Origin of the sequence: Bradyrhizobium sp. YR681 (genome assembly GCF_000282615.1) — a bacterium.
Lineage (GTDB): Bacteria > Pseudomonadota > Alphaproteobacteria > Rhizobiales > Xanthobacteraceae > Bradyrhizobium.
This window is the reverse complement of sequence record NZ_AKIY01000229.1, coordinates 16,640-31,741: the sequence shown is the minus strand read 5'-3', so window position 1 is coordinate 31,741 and position 15,102 is coordinate 16,640. Positions and strand designations below refer to the sequence as shown.

The following is a 15,102-nucleotide window of genomic DNA, read 5'->3' as shown; positions in this document are numbered from 1 at the left end:
TGGCGGCCGGAATTGCCGACCCGCCGCAATGCCGGCGCGAGATCGGGAAAGCGCGCAGTCCAGAGTGCGCCGGCGATCGGAACGGACGCCGCTTCGAGATCGGTGATGGGCGCCATCAGGCAGAAATAGAAGGCGTCCGCGCCGCACGGTGTGTAGAGCACCCGCAACGGACGTCCGCGGTAATCATAGAAGTCGTGAATGCTGTTCCATTTGTCGTCGCGCAGTCCGTCGCGATCGAGAAGGATCCGCGTGATGCCGTCCTGGTGCGCGACGCGCGTGATCGGAATGTCCAGGGTTTGGGTGATGGTCGATCTCACGCCGTCGGCGGCGATGACCAGATCGGCTGCGAGCCGGGTGCCGTCTGCGAGGATCAACGCGCCACGCGGATCCGCCGCAACGGCGCGCGATCCGCCGATGATGCTCACTCCGGCGCGTCTTGCCGCATCGATCAGCGCGACATGAAGAGCCGCCCGGGTCGTGGTGGTGATGTTTCCGTCGGTGGATGCATTCGATTGCCGCGCGCCGTCGATATAGACGCAATGCGCGGCAGGTTTGAATGCTCCACGCATGAAATCGTCGTAGGCACCGGTCTTGCGAAGGGCGTCATGGACGAAACCGTGGACATAAAGGCCGGCGCCGACGCTTCTTGGCTCGGGATCGGCCTCGTAGACGGTCACGCGCCAGCCTGCGCGTGCCAGCACGGCCGCCGCGGCGAGGCCGGCATAGCCGGCCCCGGCAATCATCGCTGTACGTGTCATTCGGCCGGTGCCTCGACGGCGTTTGCCGGCGCTGCAACGTCACGCGCCGCCGACGTTGCCTCGAGCGTCTTGCCCTTGGTGTTGGGGCCGACCAGCGCCACCACGATGATGCTGGCGATCAAGAGGCCGTCGCTCACCAGGAAGAGCGCGAGCCGGCCGTGCAGCACGGCGAAGATGCCGAACGCCAGCAGCAGCAGGATGCCGCCAACGCGGCCCCAGGCCGAGGCCATGCCCATCGCCGTCGTTCGGATCTCGGTCGGATAGAGCTCGGGCGTGTAGGTGTAGATGCAGGTCGACCCGTTGCCGAGGAAGAAGGCGGTGAACCATGCACAAGCCATGATCGTCGTGGGCGTGTTCGCGAGGCCGAACAGCGTGCTGGAGATTCCGATCCCGGCAAAGCAGATCATCAGCCAGTACTTCCGGCCGACCAGATCGAGGAAGTAGCCCGCGCCGATATAGCCGGGGATGAAGCCGGAAAAGATCACGACGGTGAACTCGGTCGATCGCACGATCGAGAAACCGTCCATCGCGAGCAAGGTCGGAAGCACGGACTGGAAGGTGTAGAGCACGCCGTACTCGGTGAACCAGACCATCCAGAGCATGATGGTGACAGGCAGGATGGCCGGGGCGACGATCTCGCGCCGGCTGACCGGGCGGGTGACGGGCATCGGGATCGGAACGACAGGCGGAAGCGTGCCGCCGTTCGACCGCGCCACCTGCGCTTCGATCGACGCGACGATCTTTTCAGCTTCCTCGGTGCGGCCCTGGCTCACCAGCCATCGCGGGCTTTCGGGGAGGAAGGTCCTCATCAGGCCGATCAGCAGCGCGAACGGGAAGGTGAGCGCGAGCGTCCAGCGCCAGCCGACTGTCGGGATCAGCAGCAGCGCCCACACCGGCGACAGGGCGATACCGATTGCGAAGAACGCCATCATCCAGCCGTTGAAGCGGCCGCGCAGCCGCGAGGGCCACAGCTCCGCCAGATAAGGCGGCACCACGCAGCTCTCCATGCCGACGAAGATCCATGTGAAGAAGTTCAGCAGGCAGAAGATTTCGATGCCGGGGGCCAGCGCGCGGGAGGCCGAGAACAGCGAGTAGAGGCCGAGGCTCCAGGTCATCACGGCCTTGCGGCCGAACCGGTCGGCGACGAAGCCGACGAGGAGGGAGCCGAGCAAATAGCCGCTCAGGCCGATCGCCGAGGTGACGCCGAGCGCGAGCGGGCCGAGGTTCCATTCGGTTCGAAAAGCTGCGAAGGCAAAGCCGGTGACGGCCGTGTCCAGCGTGTCGAAGAACAGTGAAAGCCCAGCAATGATAAGGACTTGAATGTGGAAGCGGGAGGGAGGTAGCCGGTCTATGCGGGCAACGAGCCCTTGGGCAGTGATGCTCATGGACGAGATCCTTTGCTTGCGCGAAAACGGCCCGGCAGTCGCCCTCGCATCGCACGGCTCCCGTGATAGGATGGACCGTGTATGCACAGTTTATGCACGATGAATAAAACAAGGCAAGATATTTCATGATGGCCAGCAGACCACCTCCGCCGCCGGGCAAGGGGAAGGGCGTCGAGTTCGCCTACACGGCTCTCCGGCGCGAGATCGTGTCGCTCACCCTGCGCCCCGGCACGCCGCTCGATGAGGCGGTCCTCGCGGCAAGGCTGGGGCTCTCGCGAACACCCGTGCACGAAGCGCTCGTCAGGCTCGCCTCGGAATCGCTGGTGGTGCTGCTGCCGAACCGCGGCGCCAGCGTCGCGAGCCTCAACTGGGATGACCTTCGCGAGATGTTCGAGGCGCTCGATATCACCCAGCGGCTCGTCACCAGATGGGCGGCGCTACGCCGGACCGATGCACAGCTCGCCGAGATCGATGCCGAGCGGATGGCATTCGAACAACATGAAGCGGCGGGCCGCGCGGATGAGATGAACGAGAGCAATTGGCGGTTTCACGCGCTGATCGCCGCCGCCTGCGGCAACAAGCTGATCGAGCGCAACTACCTCCACCTCCTCACGCTCGCGCTGCGCATCGCCTATCTCGCCTACAATGTGGAGCACTTCGCTTCGCGCGCTGCGTATCAGAAGCACATGAATACGATCCTGACGGAGCACATCGCGATGGTCGCGGCGATCAGGGACAGGGATGCGGACAAGGCGGATGCCCTGGGGCGAACGCATGCGGATTTGGGGCGGCAGCGGATACAGGATGTGATGACGAGAGGGGTGAGCAGCGAATTGGATATTGCGCTGGATCATCCGATTGCGATGTTGAAGGAATGAGGGTGTCTGGAATTTCTAGCTCAGCGAAGTCTTTCACCCGACAAGGCGTCGGTATCGAACTCCCAAACCTCTACGCCGTCCGGTACCATGTGCGAGTGAGTTCTCAGGTAGTAGGACGCTAAGGTTAGGTCGCGCCGCAGATTGTGGTGCTTCAATACGAACAAAACTTTCCGAAATTCTTGGGGGGCGATGAGAAAGTAATACATAGCTTCGTTCCAGACAGTCATCTTTGCCGAAGGCATGTTACCGGTTTCAGTCCACGTATGCGACTTGCACTCAATTAGGAGCGCCGGCGACCTGCTCCCAAGGTCGAATCGGTGCACCTTTTTTTTGGTTGAAACTCCTATCTCAACGGGAAATCTTTCGACCAGATCGATATCCTCGGTAGCCTTGAAGAAGGTCTGCGCCATTGCCTCAAAGCTGCGTCCCACGCCTGCATTGTGCTCCGCACCAACTCTCTGGAAATTAGAATCAGCCATACGATCCCTCAGGGTAATCTAGGCGAGAACTGTCTTGTGCGTTATGCTATCAGAAATTGTACCCATCTCATTCGCTGCCTCCAATGGATAAGCAATATACAGTTCGATATGTGGCCTTCTTGGACATACTTGGCTTCAAGAACATTGTTACAGAGTCTGTGTCTGCGGCAGACAAAGCAGCGGCATTAATTTCCGCAATCGAAGAAATCGCTGATCGTCATTCTCTATATCAGCAGTTTGAGCCGGATGACTTTCAGGCTCAGACGTTTTCGGATTGTATAGTAATGTCAGAAGGCGCGTCGATCGGCGGGCTCTGTCATCTGTTGGTAGCGGTGGCGCATGCGAGTGTATCGCTTTTGGAAGACGGCATTTTTGTCCGCGGCGGCTTCGCCAAAGGTCTCTTGTACCACTCGCCCAAGGTCGTCCTTGGTCCCGCTTTGATCAAAGCGTACAGCATGGAGTCGAGCATTGCGCGGGTACCAAGGGTGCTAATCGATGCGGAGACGCACAGCGACCTCTCTCACGGAGAGTTTAAAAAAGAAGCCGATAGGTGGGATTTGCCTCCAAAGATCTCGCTCGCCAACGACGGACCTCCGTTCATCGATTTCCTCAATGCGCTTCGAAAGCTGGAAGTTATGAACGATGCGGAGGCAACCATTGCTAAAATGCGGACGGGTATCGAGGACGCACTAGCGCGATCGATCTATGAACCAGCCCACTATGAGAAGGTGCGTTGGCTTGCGTTATACTGGAACAGCGTCGCTGCCGAGACAGGCATAAAACTCGTCGATTTGCCGTTAATGAAATCTGCGAAGCTATAGTAGCAGTTACTTATCTCCTGTTCAGGGGCGGGCCAGGTCACCTACCTCAAATACCCCACCACCATCTTTGTCGTCTCATCCACCAGCGTCCGCACCATCTTCTCCGACAGCACCTCCGCATGGTCCAGCACCGTGTTGTGCGCCACCGCCTCGATCGTGCTGACGCAGATGAAGGTCGCGACATCGACGTCCACCTTGCGCATCTCCTTGCGACGGCTTTCGAGATAGGCGCGCACCAGCGTGTGGATTTCGCGGTTGAAGGCTTCGACGTCGGCGAGTTGGCCGGTGCGCGGGATCTGCTCGGCGAGGACACGATGCAGTTTCGGGTTGATGCGGTGGGCTTCGATGGCGACGGTGACGAGTTTTCGTACGGCCTTGTCGACGGGTAAGTCGGCGACTTCCACCAGGGTCGTGCGGACGAGGCCCATGATCTCGTCGTTGTGACGGTCGATCACGGCGGCGACGAGGGCCTCCTTGCTGGGGAAGTATTGGTAGAGCGAGCCGACGCTGACGCCGGCGATCTCGGCGATGCGGTTGGTGCTGGTCTTCTCAAAGCCGTCGCGGACCAGAATGCGAGCAGTGGCCTCGACCAGCGCGTCGACGGTGGCGCGGGATCGCGCCTGCAGTGCGTTTTTCCGGGGCTTTGTCGGCGGCGTGCGCGCCATGGGTTTGCGATCCCGAATGCGAGTAGAAAAAGCGAGTGATCACTCGCATTATAGTCGCATCCGGCACCCTGTCGGCAAGGGCTCCTTGTCGCCATATGGGATGCCGAGCCAGGTGGGGATCTGACCATGAGCGTTGCAAGACTTGTGTCGGCTTTGCAATTCTGCCCGGGCGGCTGCGTGTTCGGGGCGCGGACGCCGCGCGATCCCGGGCCGAGCCTGCAAAGCCGCCTCTTTAACCTGCTGCTCGGACTGCTTCCTTACAAGGCGCAACTCGCATCCGCCGAGGCCGTGCACGCGCATGTGCAGAAGCTCGCGCTGGAGCCTGTTTCGTTCGAGTCGACGGGGCTCGGGCGCGGCGTCGAGGCGATCTTGACGAAAATGGGCGGATGGCCGGTCTATTACACCGCGCCGTCGTCGGGGCACGAGGGCTGCAACTACGTCATGTTCCTGCATGGCGGCGGCTTCATCAACGAGATCGTGCCGGCGCATTGGCGCTTCGTTGGGCAGATGACGCGAAAGGCGCGTGTCGTGTGCGTCGTGCCGATCTATCCGCTGGCACCGCGCGCCACCGCCAAGGATGTCGTGCCAGCGACGGCCGAGCTGCTCAGGATGCTGCTCGAGGATGCGGGGTCCGCAAAGGTCACGGTGGTCGGCAATTCGGCCGGAGCCAGCCTTGCGCTCGCTGCGTGCCAATGGCTGCGCGATCGCGGGCATCGGCAGCCGAGCCGGTTGATCTTGATCTCGCCTGCGGCCGATGCATCGGTCAGCCGTCCCGAGCAAAAGGAGATCGCGCGCCGCGATCCCATTCAGGACATTCCGGGGATCGTCGAGGCCGGGCACCTCTATGCCGGCGCGCTCGACATCGGCCATCCCTTCGTCAGCCCGCTCAACGGCACCTTCCGCGCGCTGGCGCCGATGACGATCTTTTCGGGCACGCGCGATCTGCTCTATCCTGACAGCGTCGATCTCGCGGAGCGGGCGAGGGCGGTTGGCGTGTCCGTCGAGTTGCATCTGCTGCGCGACCAGCCGCACAATTATGCGCTGATGCCGACGCCGGAGGGACGGCAGGCGCGTGCGGCGATCATGCGCGCGATAGCTTAGGGGGCTGCAATGTTCGGGCGGGCGACCGTTAGCCTGCGCGGGCCGCCGTCGCGGCGGAAAACGCGGACACGTCCGGCAAGCTCATGAACCCCGGCTTGGAAAAATAATATCCCTGGAAAAGGTCGATCCCCGCGGCCCGGAGCACGGTCAGTTCGGCTTCGCTTTCCACGCCCTCGGCGAGGAGCCTGATATCGAGTTCGCGTGCCATCGACGCGATGCCGGCGACGATGACCTGCTTCGGGCGGCTGAGATGGATGTCGCGCAAAAGCTCCATGTCGACCTTGATGAGGTCCGGCTGGAGCCTCGCCAGCAGACTGAGCCCGGCATAGCCGGCCCCGAAATCATCAAGCGCGGTCAGAAAACCAAGCTTCTTGTAGGTCCGCACGATGTGCTCGACATGCGCAGGATCGCTCATGCGTTCGTTTTCGGTGAACTCGAACATGAGGTTCGCAGGCGGGAAGTTCGAACGGCGCGCCGCCGCCAGGGATTGCTGGATGCACGCCTGCGGCTCGTAGACCGCGTTGGGCATGAAGTTGATGGACAGTCGAGCTTGCGGATCGTCAAACAGCTTTCCCGCGGTCTCGATGGCCATGACTCTGGCAGCCTGGTCGAAGCGGTAAAGCTGGTCTTCGGTCAGCTGGCTCAGCACGCTCTGCGCACTTTCGCCCTGAGGCCCGCGCACCAATGCTTCATAGCCCCAGACGCGCTGCTCGTTCACGGCGACGATCGGTTGGAACGCCATCCTGAATTCGAACGGCAGTCCAGCGCCGCCGCCGCATCCCTTGCAGACCCCCGCCATCGATCTCTCCTTCGTGGAACGTGCACGATAGGGACGAGTAATTAAGGATCGGTGCGATCCCGTTCGCAGCGTTCCGACCAACAATTGTTAGTCTGGAATCCGGCCTGTTCTACTGAACGCTCCGTGCATTCCTTATCAGTGGCTTTCGCGCGAGGTGCGCATGAAGGCGTGGATTTCGCGACTGGAGCTTCGGCATCCCCAAGCCGGCCTGGGTGCGGGACCTGCACGGGGAAGGCGGGTGCAGCTTCGGGGTGATGCGGTTGGCCTCGATCGCCACGGTCACGAGCTTCCGAACAGCCTTGCCGATCGCCGAAGGGGGCGCAGGGCGCGTGCGATCATTTTGCGGGAGGTTGCTTGATTTAAGAGCGTGATCGTTGTCACAAAGCGCGCCGCCGCGATCGGTCTGGCGCTGCAAGCCCGCGGAGGGAAAAGGCTGCTCCGGGCGTTTCCTCGATAGACGTAGTTTTGCGGGGCCTTAGGCGTGGCCCTTGATCTCGTAGTGACCCGGTACGCATTTGTAGCGCTCGAGGCGCCAGTTGGTGTGGTAGATCGGATGCTCGCCCATCCATTTCGCAAGCGGTGCCTGTGCGCCGATCGCACACTGCATCATCGACATTTCGGGCGTCATGTTGCTGTCGGTCACGATTTCCTCGACGCAACTGCCTGAGCTAGCTGCGCTAAGCCGGCAGAGCACGGCTACGACGGTCACGAACATTCCAGTCACCTCATCGGTAGTTTCTGACCACGAAGAGGATGCAAGCGGAGTGCCAGAGCCTGTGACACAAACAACACGCTGGCCTGGCCGACTCGACCCAGCGTCCATCCCCATTTGACGATTCGGATTGTAAAAAAATTACCCCTAAACCGAAGCCGGAGAACTACGGGGAACCGCAGGGAAATGAGGAGGGATGATCGATTGTGGGGGCAGCGCCGCGCGGGCGGCCCTTCACAGGCCCCCCGCAGCCGGTAGGCTCGCAGGCTGCCGATACCCGTCAAAAGAGCGGGACGGCGACAGGGGTTATGGAAACGCGAGGGCAGACCATGAAGGCAAGACCGACCGGCGTGATCCCGCCGATGACGACGCCGTTCCGGAAGGACGGCGAGATCGACTTCGGTCTGGTGGCGCCCCAGGTCGACTGGATGATCGGCGCCGGCGCCCATGGCGTTGCCGCCGGCGGCTCCACCGGCGAGGGCCACACGCTCGACCACGAGGAATATCGCGACCTGATGGCGGCAACGGTGGAGGCGGTGAAGGGACGCATTCCCGTCATCGCCGGCATCATCGTGGATTCCACGCGCGATGCGATCCGGCGCGGCAGGCTGGTGCGCGACATGAATGTCGCCGCGCTGCAGGTCACGCCGGTGCACTATCTGTTCAAGCCGGATGACGAGGCGATGGTGGCGCATTTCCGCGCCATGGCCGACGAGACCGGCATGCCCATCATCATCTACAACGTGGTGCCGTGGTCATATCTGTCGCCGGCGCTGCTGACGCGGATCATGACCGAGGTGCCGCTGGTGGTCGGCGTCAAGCAGAGCGCGGGCGATCTGAAACTGTTCGCTGATCTCATGATGATGGCGCCGGACAAGCTGATCTACAGCGCCGTCGATGCCCTGATGTATCCGTCCTACACGCTGGGAGCCCATGGCTCGATCGCCGCGATCCTGACCGCGGCGCCGCATGCCTCGGTCGCGCTGTGGGATGCGGTGAAGGCGGGCGACCATCCGCGCGCGCTCGACCTGCACAAGAAGCTGCTGACGCTGTGGAATGCGATCATCGCCGACAATCTGCCGGCCTGCACACGTTACGCCCAGACGCTCCAGGGCCTGCCGAAGACGTATCCGCGCGCACCGATGCCGGAAGCCTCGCCGGCGCAGCAGGCCGCCACGCGCAAGGCGCTGGAGGCGCTTGGTGCGCTGAAGGGGTTGCAGGTCGAAGCAGCCGAATAGTCCGCGGCCCGAAATAATCGATGTCGAACGGCAGCGCCGATCCGCTTTTACCTGCGGATGCGGCGCTGCTACATTTCGCGCGCGCCCGCGTCAGCTGCGCGGTGACGAAGAAACGGACCGACAAAGGGAGGGGCCGAAAGTCCCATGAAGGATTTCGCTGGAAAGATCGCCGTCATCACCGGCGGCGGCACGGGAATGGGGCGCGAGCTCGCGCGGCAACTCGTTGCCGAGGGCTGCAACGTCGCGATGTGCGACGTCTCGGAGGCCGCGATGGCCGAGACGAAGCGGCTGTGCGAGGTCGAGAAGCTGCCGCAGGGCCTGCGCGTCACCACGCATGTCGCCGACGTCGCGATCGAGGATCATCTCAAGCGCTTTCGCGACGAGCTCGCCGAGCAGCAGAAGACCGACAGGATCCATCTGCTGTTCAACAATGCCGGCATCGGCGGCGGCGGCAGCCTGTTCACCAACACGCGCGAGCAGTGGGAACGCACCTTCAACATCTGCTGGGGCGGGGTCTATCTCGGGGTGCGCACCTTCCTGCCGATGCTGGTCGCGGCCGATGAGGCCCATATCGTCAACACCGCCAGCGTCAACGGCTTCTGGGCCTCGATCGGCATGGGACAGGCGCACACCGCCTACAGCTCGGCCAAGTTCGCGGTGAAGGGATTTACCGAAGCGCTGATCAACGACCTGCGCCTGCATGCCCCGCACGTCAAATGCTCGGTGGTGATGCCCGGCCATATCGGCACCTCGATCGTCGCCAATTCGCGCAAGGTGCAGAGCATGGACGGCTCGGAGCGCCTCAACCCCGACGAGGTGGCGCTGACCCGCAAGCGCATGGTCGCCGCCGGCGTGCCGGATGCCGACAGGATGTCGGACGAGGACATCCAGGCGGTGTTCGCCGAGCGCGCCCGCAGCTTCCTCGAGGATGCGCCGACGACGGCCGCGCAGGCCGCGAAGATCATCCTCGACGGCGTCAAGGCGGAACGCTGGCGTATTCTCGTGGGCGAGGACGCAAAACGTCTCGACGAGCGCGTTCGTGCTACGCCGGAGCAGGCTTATGAACGTTCCTTCTACGAAAGCTTCACCCAGGAGGTCGGCTGGAAGCTCGGTTGAGGCCGACTGGCCGACACGGCCTGGCTGAGACTGTCAACGAATGGCCGCGGGCTGAGGTATGATGATCATCATGGCAAGGGCCGCGGACGTCATATTACGTCGGTAATATTACGTGCCACCTCCTGCCAATATCGGCAGCCTCATGCCGAATTGGAATGTCACGCATGCGACATCACCATCGTTCAAGCGATGTTCAAGCGATGGTGATGTCAAACGGGTCTCATTCGTCGCGCGGCAGCTTGGTCGGGCAACCAAAATGGTTTAGTGAATCACGGTAACGCCATCATAAAGCGTAGCTCCGATGATACCCGCATGCCTCTCCGACGACTGGATCCTTTGCCCGGAGAGCGAGGATATCTCCGCTGAATTCACGCGGCTCCTCACCGCGGCGCAGGAGGGCGGCGCCACCATCGCCGAATGCCTGATGATCGCGCGGCAGCTCAAGCAAGGCGGCGAGCAGTCATGGCATCGCGAGTGGAAGAAGCTCGCACAGGTCAATCGTCAGCGTGCCGAAGCCGCGTTCGCGGAGGGCCACATGGCGACCGCGCAGCGCAACTGGCTGCGCGCGCTGAACTATTACGGTGCCGCGGCGATGCCGCTCGACCAGGCCGACGAGCGCCGCTGGGTCGCGGTGCTGGCGATGCAGGAATGCGCCCGTCGTTACCTCATGGCGCGCGCGCCGGCCGGCGAAGTCGTCACGATACCCTGGGCCGAGGATCATGCGTTGCAGGGCTACTTCCTGCCGGCGACGTCGGCAGGTGGCCGCGCGCCGACCGTGATCTGCATCGGCGAGCCCGGCCATCGCAAGGAAGAATTCCTGTTCAAGCTCGCGCCGCATGCGCGCGAGCGCGGCTTGTCGATGCTGGCGCTGGACCTGCTCGGCGACCAGCGCGACGATTACACCGACACGCTGCTTCAGCGCCGCGATCTCGAGAGCTCGATTGCCAGCGTGATGGACTATCTGGAGACGCGCGGCGACGTCGATTTCGATCGCGTCGCGATCCTGGCCGACGGGTGGGGCTCTTCCTTCGTGGCGCGCGCGGTGGTGCAGGAGCCGCGGCTCGCTGCGGCGGTCTGCGACGGCGGCCTGTGGGACCTGCATGAACGATCCTTCTTCGCCAGCCGCTTCGCGATGAGCGACCTCAGCATCGTGCCGGTGCCGCATTCGCCGCTGATGGCCTCCAGTGCCGACTGCCCGGTGCTGATCACGCTGGGCGAGGACGGCTGGCTCGAGGCCGACCGGGCGCGCCAGATCGTGCAGAAGTCGCGGTTCGGCAGCTCCGATATCGTGCTGAAGGTGTTCACCGCGGCGGAGACCGGCGCGGCGCAGGCCCATGCGGACAATCCGAGCCTTGCCAACGAATACATCTTCGACTGGCTGGAATCGCGTTTGGGCGCCGCCGGTCGCCGGATCTGAACGCCGGCTTCAGAGGTCGAGGGAGATCCTGACGCAGGCCTTTTCGAGCCGCGTCTTCAGGGTCGCAAGCTTGGTGGTGAATTCCGCCAGCTCGGCCTCGTCGAATTCCTGGAAGACGAATTCACGGATCGTCTTGTACTGCTCGTTGAGGCTGGCGATGTGCTTCTGCGTCTTCTCGGCCAGCGACAGCCGCACCACGCGGGCGTCGGTCGGCGAGGGGCGCCGGCGCAGCAGGCCCTTCTTCTCGAGCAGCTTGGACTGGGTGGTGACGAAGGACGGGTCGACGTGGAGCAGCTTGGAGACCACGTTGACGGGCACGCCGTCGTCCTTGTCGAGGTCGGAGATCGCCATCAGGATCAGCCATTGCGGGCCGCTGATGCCGAGCGTCCTGGCCCAGAACTGACGCAGCTCCTCCAGGTGCATGTTGATCGACGATATCTCCCAGGTGAAGCGCCTGATGATATCCAGGTTGCCGATGGAGCGCAGGCGCGCTCCTTCCTTCCTCGTCGCTGACACAGCGTCACTCCCGTGAACTGATTCTTCAGGCCGGTGCTCGTGGAAGGCCATAGTCCACGCAAGCCTGCTCTGACGCAAGTGCAGAGCAGGGTAATTTTGTCACTAAAATTACAAAGATGAGCTGGTCACGTATTAGCCCGACTCCGGTGTTGCCCGCGGAGCACAGGTTTAGCGAAACCAGAAAGCTTACCAAATAAACTATTTTGATTAGCGGAACGGCGCAGGCATATTGCTCCGTGACGGTGGGGGGTACTCGATCGTCCCGTTGCAGGTGGTTCGCTCACGTCCCTCGCGTCGAAAGCGGGTGTGTCCGAAAGCGCGAAGCGGCCGGGCGGATTTCAAGACGGGGATCTTGGGGGGCCTCACGGTCCGGTCTCCGTAAAATGAGCAACTTGGAGGTTTTAAATGAAAGTGGTGAAGAGCCTTTTGCTCGGCACTGCGGCGGGTCTGATCGCCGTCGGTGGAGCCCAGGCGGCCGATCTTCCGGTCAAGGCCAAGGCGGTCGAGTACGTCAAGATCTGCACGCTCTATGGTGCCGGCTTCTACTACATCCCGGGCAGCGACACCTGCATCAAGCTCGGCGGCTATCTGCGTGCTGAAGTCGCGCTCAATGCCGGCGGCAACTACAGCGCCCAGTACAACGGCGTGTTCGCGGCCAACAACCGCCTGACCAACTACTACTCGATGCGCGCTCGTGAAGATCTCAACATCGACACGCGCACCGCGACCGAGTACGGCGTGGTCCGCACCTATTTCGATGCGGTCTTCACCTGGACGACCGGCAACTACGGCGGCACCGGTTCGGCCACCGGCGCGACCCAGTACAGCGGCACGATCGGCCTCAACGCGGCCGGCACCGGCCTCACCGGTTCCAGCGGCGGCAACGTCAACGGCACCGACGGCAACCTCTCGGGCGGCGCGCTCGGCGTCTACTACGCCTTCATCCAGTTCGCCGGCTTCACCATGGGTAAGGCCGTGTCGCAGTTCGACGCGCCCTGGATCAACTATCCCGGCAACAACTTCGACCAGCTGGTCGGCGGCAGCGGCACCACCAACGGCGTCAACCAGTTCACCTACACGGCCGATTTCGGCCAGGGCGTCACGGCGATCTTCTCGGCGCAGGACCAGACGCAGGTGTTCCAGACCAACATCTGGAATACGGCTGGCATGAGCACCGCGGGCGTCCTCGGCGGCGCTTACGGCTCCAACGATCTCGGCGGCAGCCGGGCTCCCGACCTCGTCGGTACGGTTCGCGTCGACCAGGCCTGGGGCTTGTTCCAGGCGTCGGTTGCCGCGCACGACAACCACGTCGGCTACTACGGCGCGACCGAAACCACCGGTCACCCCGAAGATAAGTGGGGCTGGGCCGTTCAGCTCGCCTTGCAGATCAAGAACATCCCGACCGGTGCCGGCGACGTGATCAACCTCTCGGGCGTCTACACCGAGGGCGCGAGCCGCTACAACTTCCAGGAGCTGGCTGCGACCAGCTACTCGATGTTCGGCAGCTCCAGCGGCGCGTATCAGAGCATCGGCTTCGCCGGCGTGTCTGACGCGGTGTTCGGTCCGGGCGGCGGCCTCGAGCTGACCAAGACCTACGGCTTCCGTGGTGCCTACACCCACAACTGGAGCCAGTACTGGAACTCGGCGCTGTACGGCGCGTGGGCTGCGGTCAACTACAGCGGCACGGCGAAGAGCCTGATCTGCGGCAGCGCCGCGTTCGCCACCCTGACCGGCACCTGCAACCCGGACTTCAACATCGGCCAGGTCGGCGTCATCACCCGCTGGACGCCGCTGAAGAACCTGACCTTCTCGGCTGACTTCACCTACAGCCATCTCGACCAGAAGTACTCGGGCGTGATCACGACCGGTGCGCTGACGGGCGTTGCCAAGCCGGCAGCGACCTACGAGCTGAAGGACCAGGACACCTACAGCCTGCTGCTGCGCGCCCAGCGCAACTGGTAAGCCGGAGGTCTTCGGACTCGATGAAGCCCCGGCGGGACACCGCCGGGGCTTTTTTCGTGCGGGGAGGGATTTTCGGATAGTCCGAGATCCCCTGCGGGGGACGAAGACGAGCCATGCGATTCGATCGACCCCAAACTTATTTACTTACCTGAGTTGCTCAGCTATATATCGCCTCAGCCAAATACGAAAGTTGCGGCTCTTAGCTTCACGCTAAGCCTCCAGAAACCTCCGGTGATGCCCCGCCGGAGGTTTTTCTTTTTTGAAGCGCAAAGCGTTTGCAGGCGACGTGGATACCGGTTCGCGCCAGGACAACGCGCCGGACGAGCATCTATCCGCGCACCATGCGGGCGCGCGAGTTCGGCCGGTAGGCGAGGCGGCTGTGGCCGGCGCAATAGGACTGGCCGTCCGCTGCGGTATTGCCGCAGAAGCAGAAATCCTCCGCGCCGGGCGTCGAGATCGGCCAGCGGCATCGGTTTTCGGAGAGCTCCAGCAGCGAGCAGCGATTGGCCTCGTCGATCGGGCCTGCGACCACCGGCGCGTCGGTCTCGCCATAGATCGTCGCGAGCATCGCGTATTGCAGCCGCGGCACGGCTCGCGCCGCGCGCGCCGGCGGTGCAAGGCTCCGCTCGAGCCGGCGGTCCTCGACCGCGCGGCTGCGCGTCAGATTGAGCCGCGACAGCTTGCCGATCACCGCGTTGCGGCTGACGCCGATATCGGCGGCGATCTCGCGGCAGGAGAGGCCGGCCTCGAAATGCTGTTTCAGAAGTTCAATTCGCTCGTCAGTCCAAGTCGGTGAAGAAGTTGGTGAGAGAACAGGCATTGTAACGGTCCCAGGTTGCAGATGTCGGCCATCCGCGTCCGAGATCCGTCCGCTTCACGCACCGGGCGCGGTCACGTTCTGCCGTTGTCGCGAATCGACAAAAGTCCGTCCTTGATGGCGAGACGGATGCCTTCCTCGATCAAGGTACGTGCGACGCCGGGAACGCTGGTGCCGTGGGTGCCCTGTCTCACCAACTTCTCCAGATAGGTGATGGTCGAGAGCGCCAAGGTTACGGGAATGCGGTCAGTCTCGGCTTTTTCGGTGGCCATGGTCCGAACGCTAGCCTCATACTCAGGTACATAAAAGTAACGATTAAGACTCTATTTAGGTTCGAGGGTGGAAGTCAAATACAGCCTGATGCCGTCGCTCAGCCCTTTGGAATCGCTTGTGAAATTTGACATGGCGCAGTGCGCCGCGCGGAAGGCCGTGCGGCGG

General features: G+C 62.9%; 16 protein-coding genes. 7 read left to right on the top strand and 9 right to left on the bottom strand.

Annotated elements, in window-relative coordinates:
* Positions 1-758, bottom strand: a 758-nt coding sequence (locus PMI42_RS24630) for an FAD-dependent oxidoreductase (protein ID WP_008139099.1), incomplete at its 3' end; no start/stop codon positions are given.
* Positions 755-2,143, bottom strand: a complete 1,389-nt coding sequence (locus PMI42_RS24625; RefSeq protein WP_008139097.1) for an MFS transporter — start codon at positions 2,141-2,143, stop codon at positions 755-757. The genes PMI42_RS24630 and PMI42_RS24625, both read right to left, overlap by 4 nt.
* A gap of 125 nt (positions 2,144-2,268) precedes the next feature.
* Here PMI42_RS24625 and PMI42_RS24620 point away from each other — a divergent pair, with 125 nt between their 5' ends.
* Positions 2,269-3,021 (top strand): GntR family transcriptional regulator, encoded by a 753-nt coding sequence (locus PMI42_RS24620; protein ID WP_008139095.1) that lies wholly within the window; start codon positions 2,269-2,271, stop codon positions 3,019-3,021.
* A 20-nt stretch (positions 3,022-3,041) separates the two neighbouring features.
* Here the strand turns inward: PMI42_RS24620 and PMI42_RS24615 are convergent, their stop codons facing one another.
* On the bottom strand, positions 3,042-3,500 hold the full coding sequence (locus PMI42_RS24615) for a hypothetical protein (RefSeq protein WP_008139094.1): 459 nt from the start codon (positions 3,498-3,500) through the stop codon (positions 3,042-3,044).
* Between the two features lie 83 nt (positions 3,501-3,583).
* Between PMI42_RS24615 and PMI42_RS37535 the strand changes: the two genes are divergently transcribed.
* Positions 3,584-4,321: a hypothetical protein gene (locus tag PMI42_RS37535; protein ID WP_050994409.1), complete on the top strand. Its 738-nt coding sequence runs from the start codon at positions 3,584-3,586 to the stop codon at positions 4,319-4,321.
* 41 nt (positions 4,322-4,362) lie between these two features.
* Here PMI42_RS37535 and PMI42_RS24605 read toward each other — a convergent pair whose 3' ends face one another.
* Positions 4,363-4,986, bottom strand: coding sequence for a TetR/AcrR family transcriptional regulator (locus tag PMI42_RS24605; RefSeq protein WP_008139090.1), 624 nt, complete (start codon positions 4,984-4,986; stop codon positions 4,363-4,365).
* Between the two features lie 126 nt (positions 4,987-5,112).
* Between PMI42_RS24605 and PMI42_RS24600 the strand changes: the two genes are divergently transcribed.
* Positions 5,113-6,087: an alpha/beta fold hydrolase gene (locus PMI42_RS24600; protein WP_008139087.1), complete on the top strand. Its 975-nt coding sequence runs from the start codon at positions 5,113-5,115 to the stop codon at positions 6,085-6,087.
* A 28-nt stretch (positions 6,088-6,115) separates the two neighbouring features.
* On the opposite strand, the gene PMI42_RS24595 is transcribed toward PMI42_RS24600, so the two are convergent.
* Together PMI42_RS24595 and PMI42_RS24590 are read right to left on the bottom strand one after the other, a co-directional pair.
* Entirely contained in the window at positions 6,116-6,886 is a 771-nt protein-coding gene (locus PMI42_RS24595) for an EAL domain-containing protein (RefSeq protein ID WP_008139085.1), read from the bottom strand.
* Positions 6,887-7,361: 475 nt separating this feature from the next.
* The gene (locus tag PMI42_RS24590) at positions 7,362-7,529 is read right to left on the bottom strand and encodes a hypothetical protein (RefSeq protein ID WP_240535282.1); all 168 of its coding nucleotides are present in this window, start codon (positions 7,527-7,529) and stop codon (positions 7,362-7,364) included.
* Positions 7,530-7,927: 398 nt separating this feature from the next.
* Here PMI42_RS24590 and PMI42_RS24585 point away from each other — a divergent pair, with 398 nt between their 5' ends.
* From PMI42_RS24585 to PMI42_RS24575, 3 genes are all read left to right on the top strand, one after another.
* The gene (locus PMI42_RS24585; protein ID WP_008139079.1) at positions 7,928-8,836 is read left to right on the top strand and encodes a dihydrodipicolinate synthase family protein; all 909 of its coding nucleotides are present in this window, start codon (positions 7,928-7,930) and stop codon (positions 8,834-8,836) included.
* 144 nt (positions 8,837-8,980) lie between these two features.
* A complete protein-coding gene (locus PMI42_RS24580; protein WP_008139077.1) occupies positions 8,981-9,952 on the top strand; it encodes an SDR family NAD(P)-dependent oxidoreductase in 972 nt (323 codons plus the stop codon).
* A 301-nt stretch (positions 9,953-10,253) separates the two neighbouring features.
* On the top strand, positions 10,254-11,369 hold the full coding sequence (locus PMI42_RS24575) for an alpha/beta hydrolase family protein (protein WP_008139075.1): 1,116 nt from the start codon (positions 10,254-10,256) through the stop codon (positions 11,367-11,369).
* 9 nt (positions 11,370-11,378) lie between these two features.
* Here PMI42_RS24575 and PMI42_RS24570 read toward each other — a convergent pair whose 3' ends face one another.
* Positions 11,379-11,885 carry a MarR family winged helix-turn-helix transcriptional regulator gene (locus PMI42_RS24570; RefSeq protein ID WP_008139074.1) on the bottom strand — a complete coding sequence of 169 codons (507 nt, stop codon included), beginning with the start codon at positions 11,883-11,885 and terminating at the stop codon, positions 11,379-11,381.
* Positions 11,886-12,290: 405 nt separating this feature from the next.
* Between PMI42_RS24570 and PMI42_RS24565 the strand changes: the two genes are divergently transcribed.
* Entirely contained in the window at positions 12,291-13,847 is a 1,557-nt protein-coding gene (locus tag PMI42_RS24565) for a porin (protein WP_008139072.1), read from the top strand.
* A 328-nt stretch (positions 13,848-14,175) separates the two neighbouring features.
* Here the strand turns inward: PMI42_RS24565 and PMI42_RS24560 are convergent, their stop codons facing one another.
* Positions 14,176-14,667 (bottom strand): GcrA family cell cycle regulator, encoded by a 492-nt coding sequence (locus PMI42_RS24560; RefSeq protein WP_008139070.1) that lies wholly within the window; start codon positions 14,665-14,667, stop codon positions 14,176-14,178.
* 71 nt (positions 14,668-14,738) lie between these two features.
* A complete protein-coding gene (locus PMI42_RS24555; RefSeq protein ID WP_007603456.1) occupies positions 14,739-14,936 on the bottom strand; it encodes a hypothetical protein in 198 nt (65 codons plus the stop codon).
* Positions 14,937-15,102 lie beyond the last annotated feature (166 nt).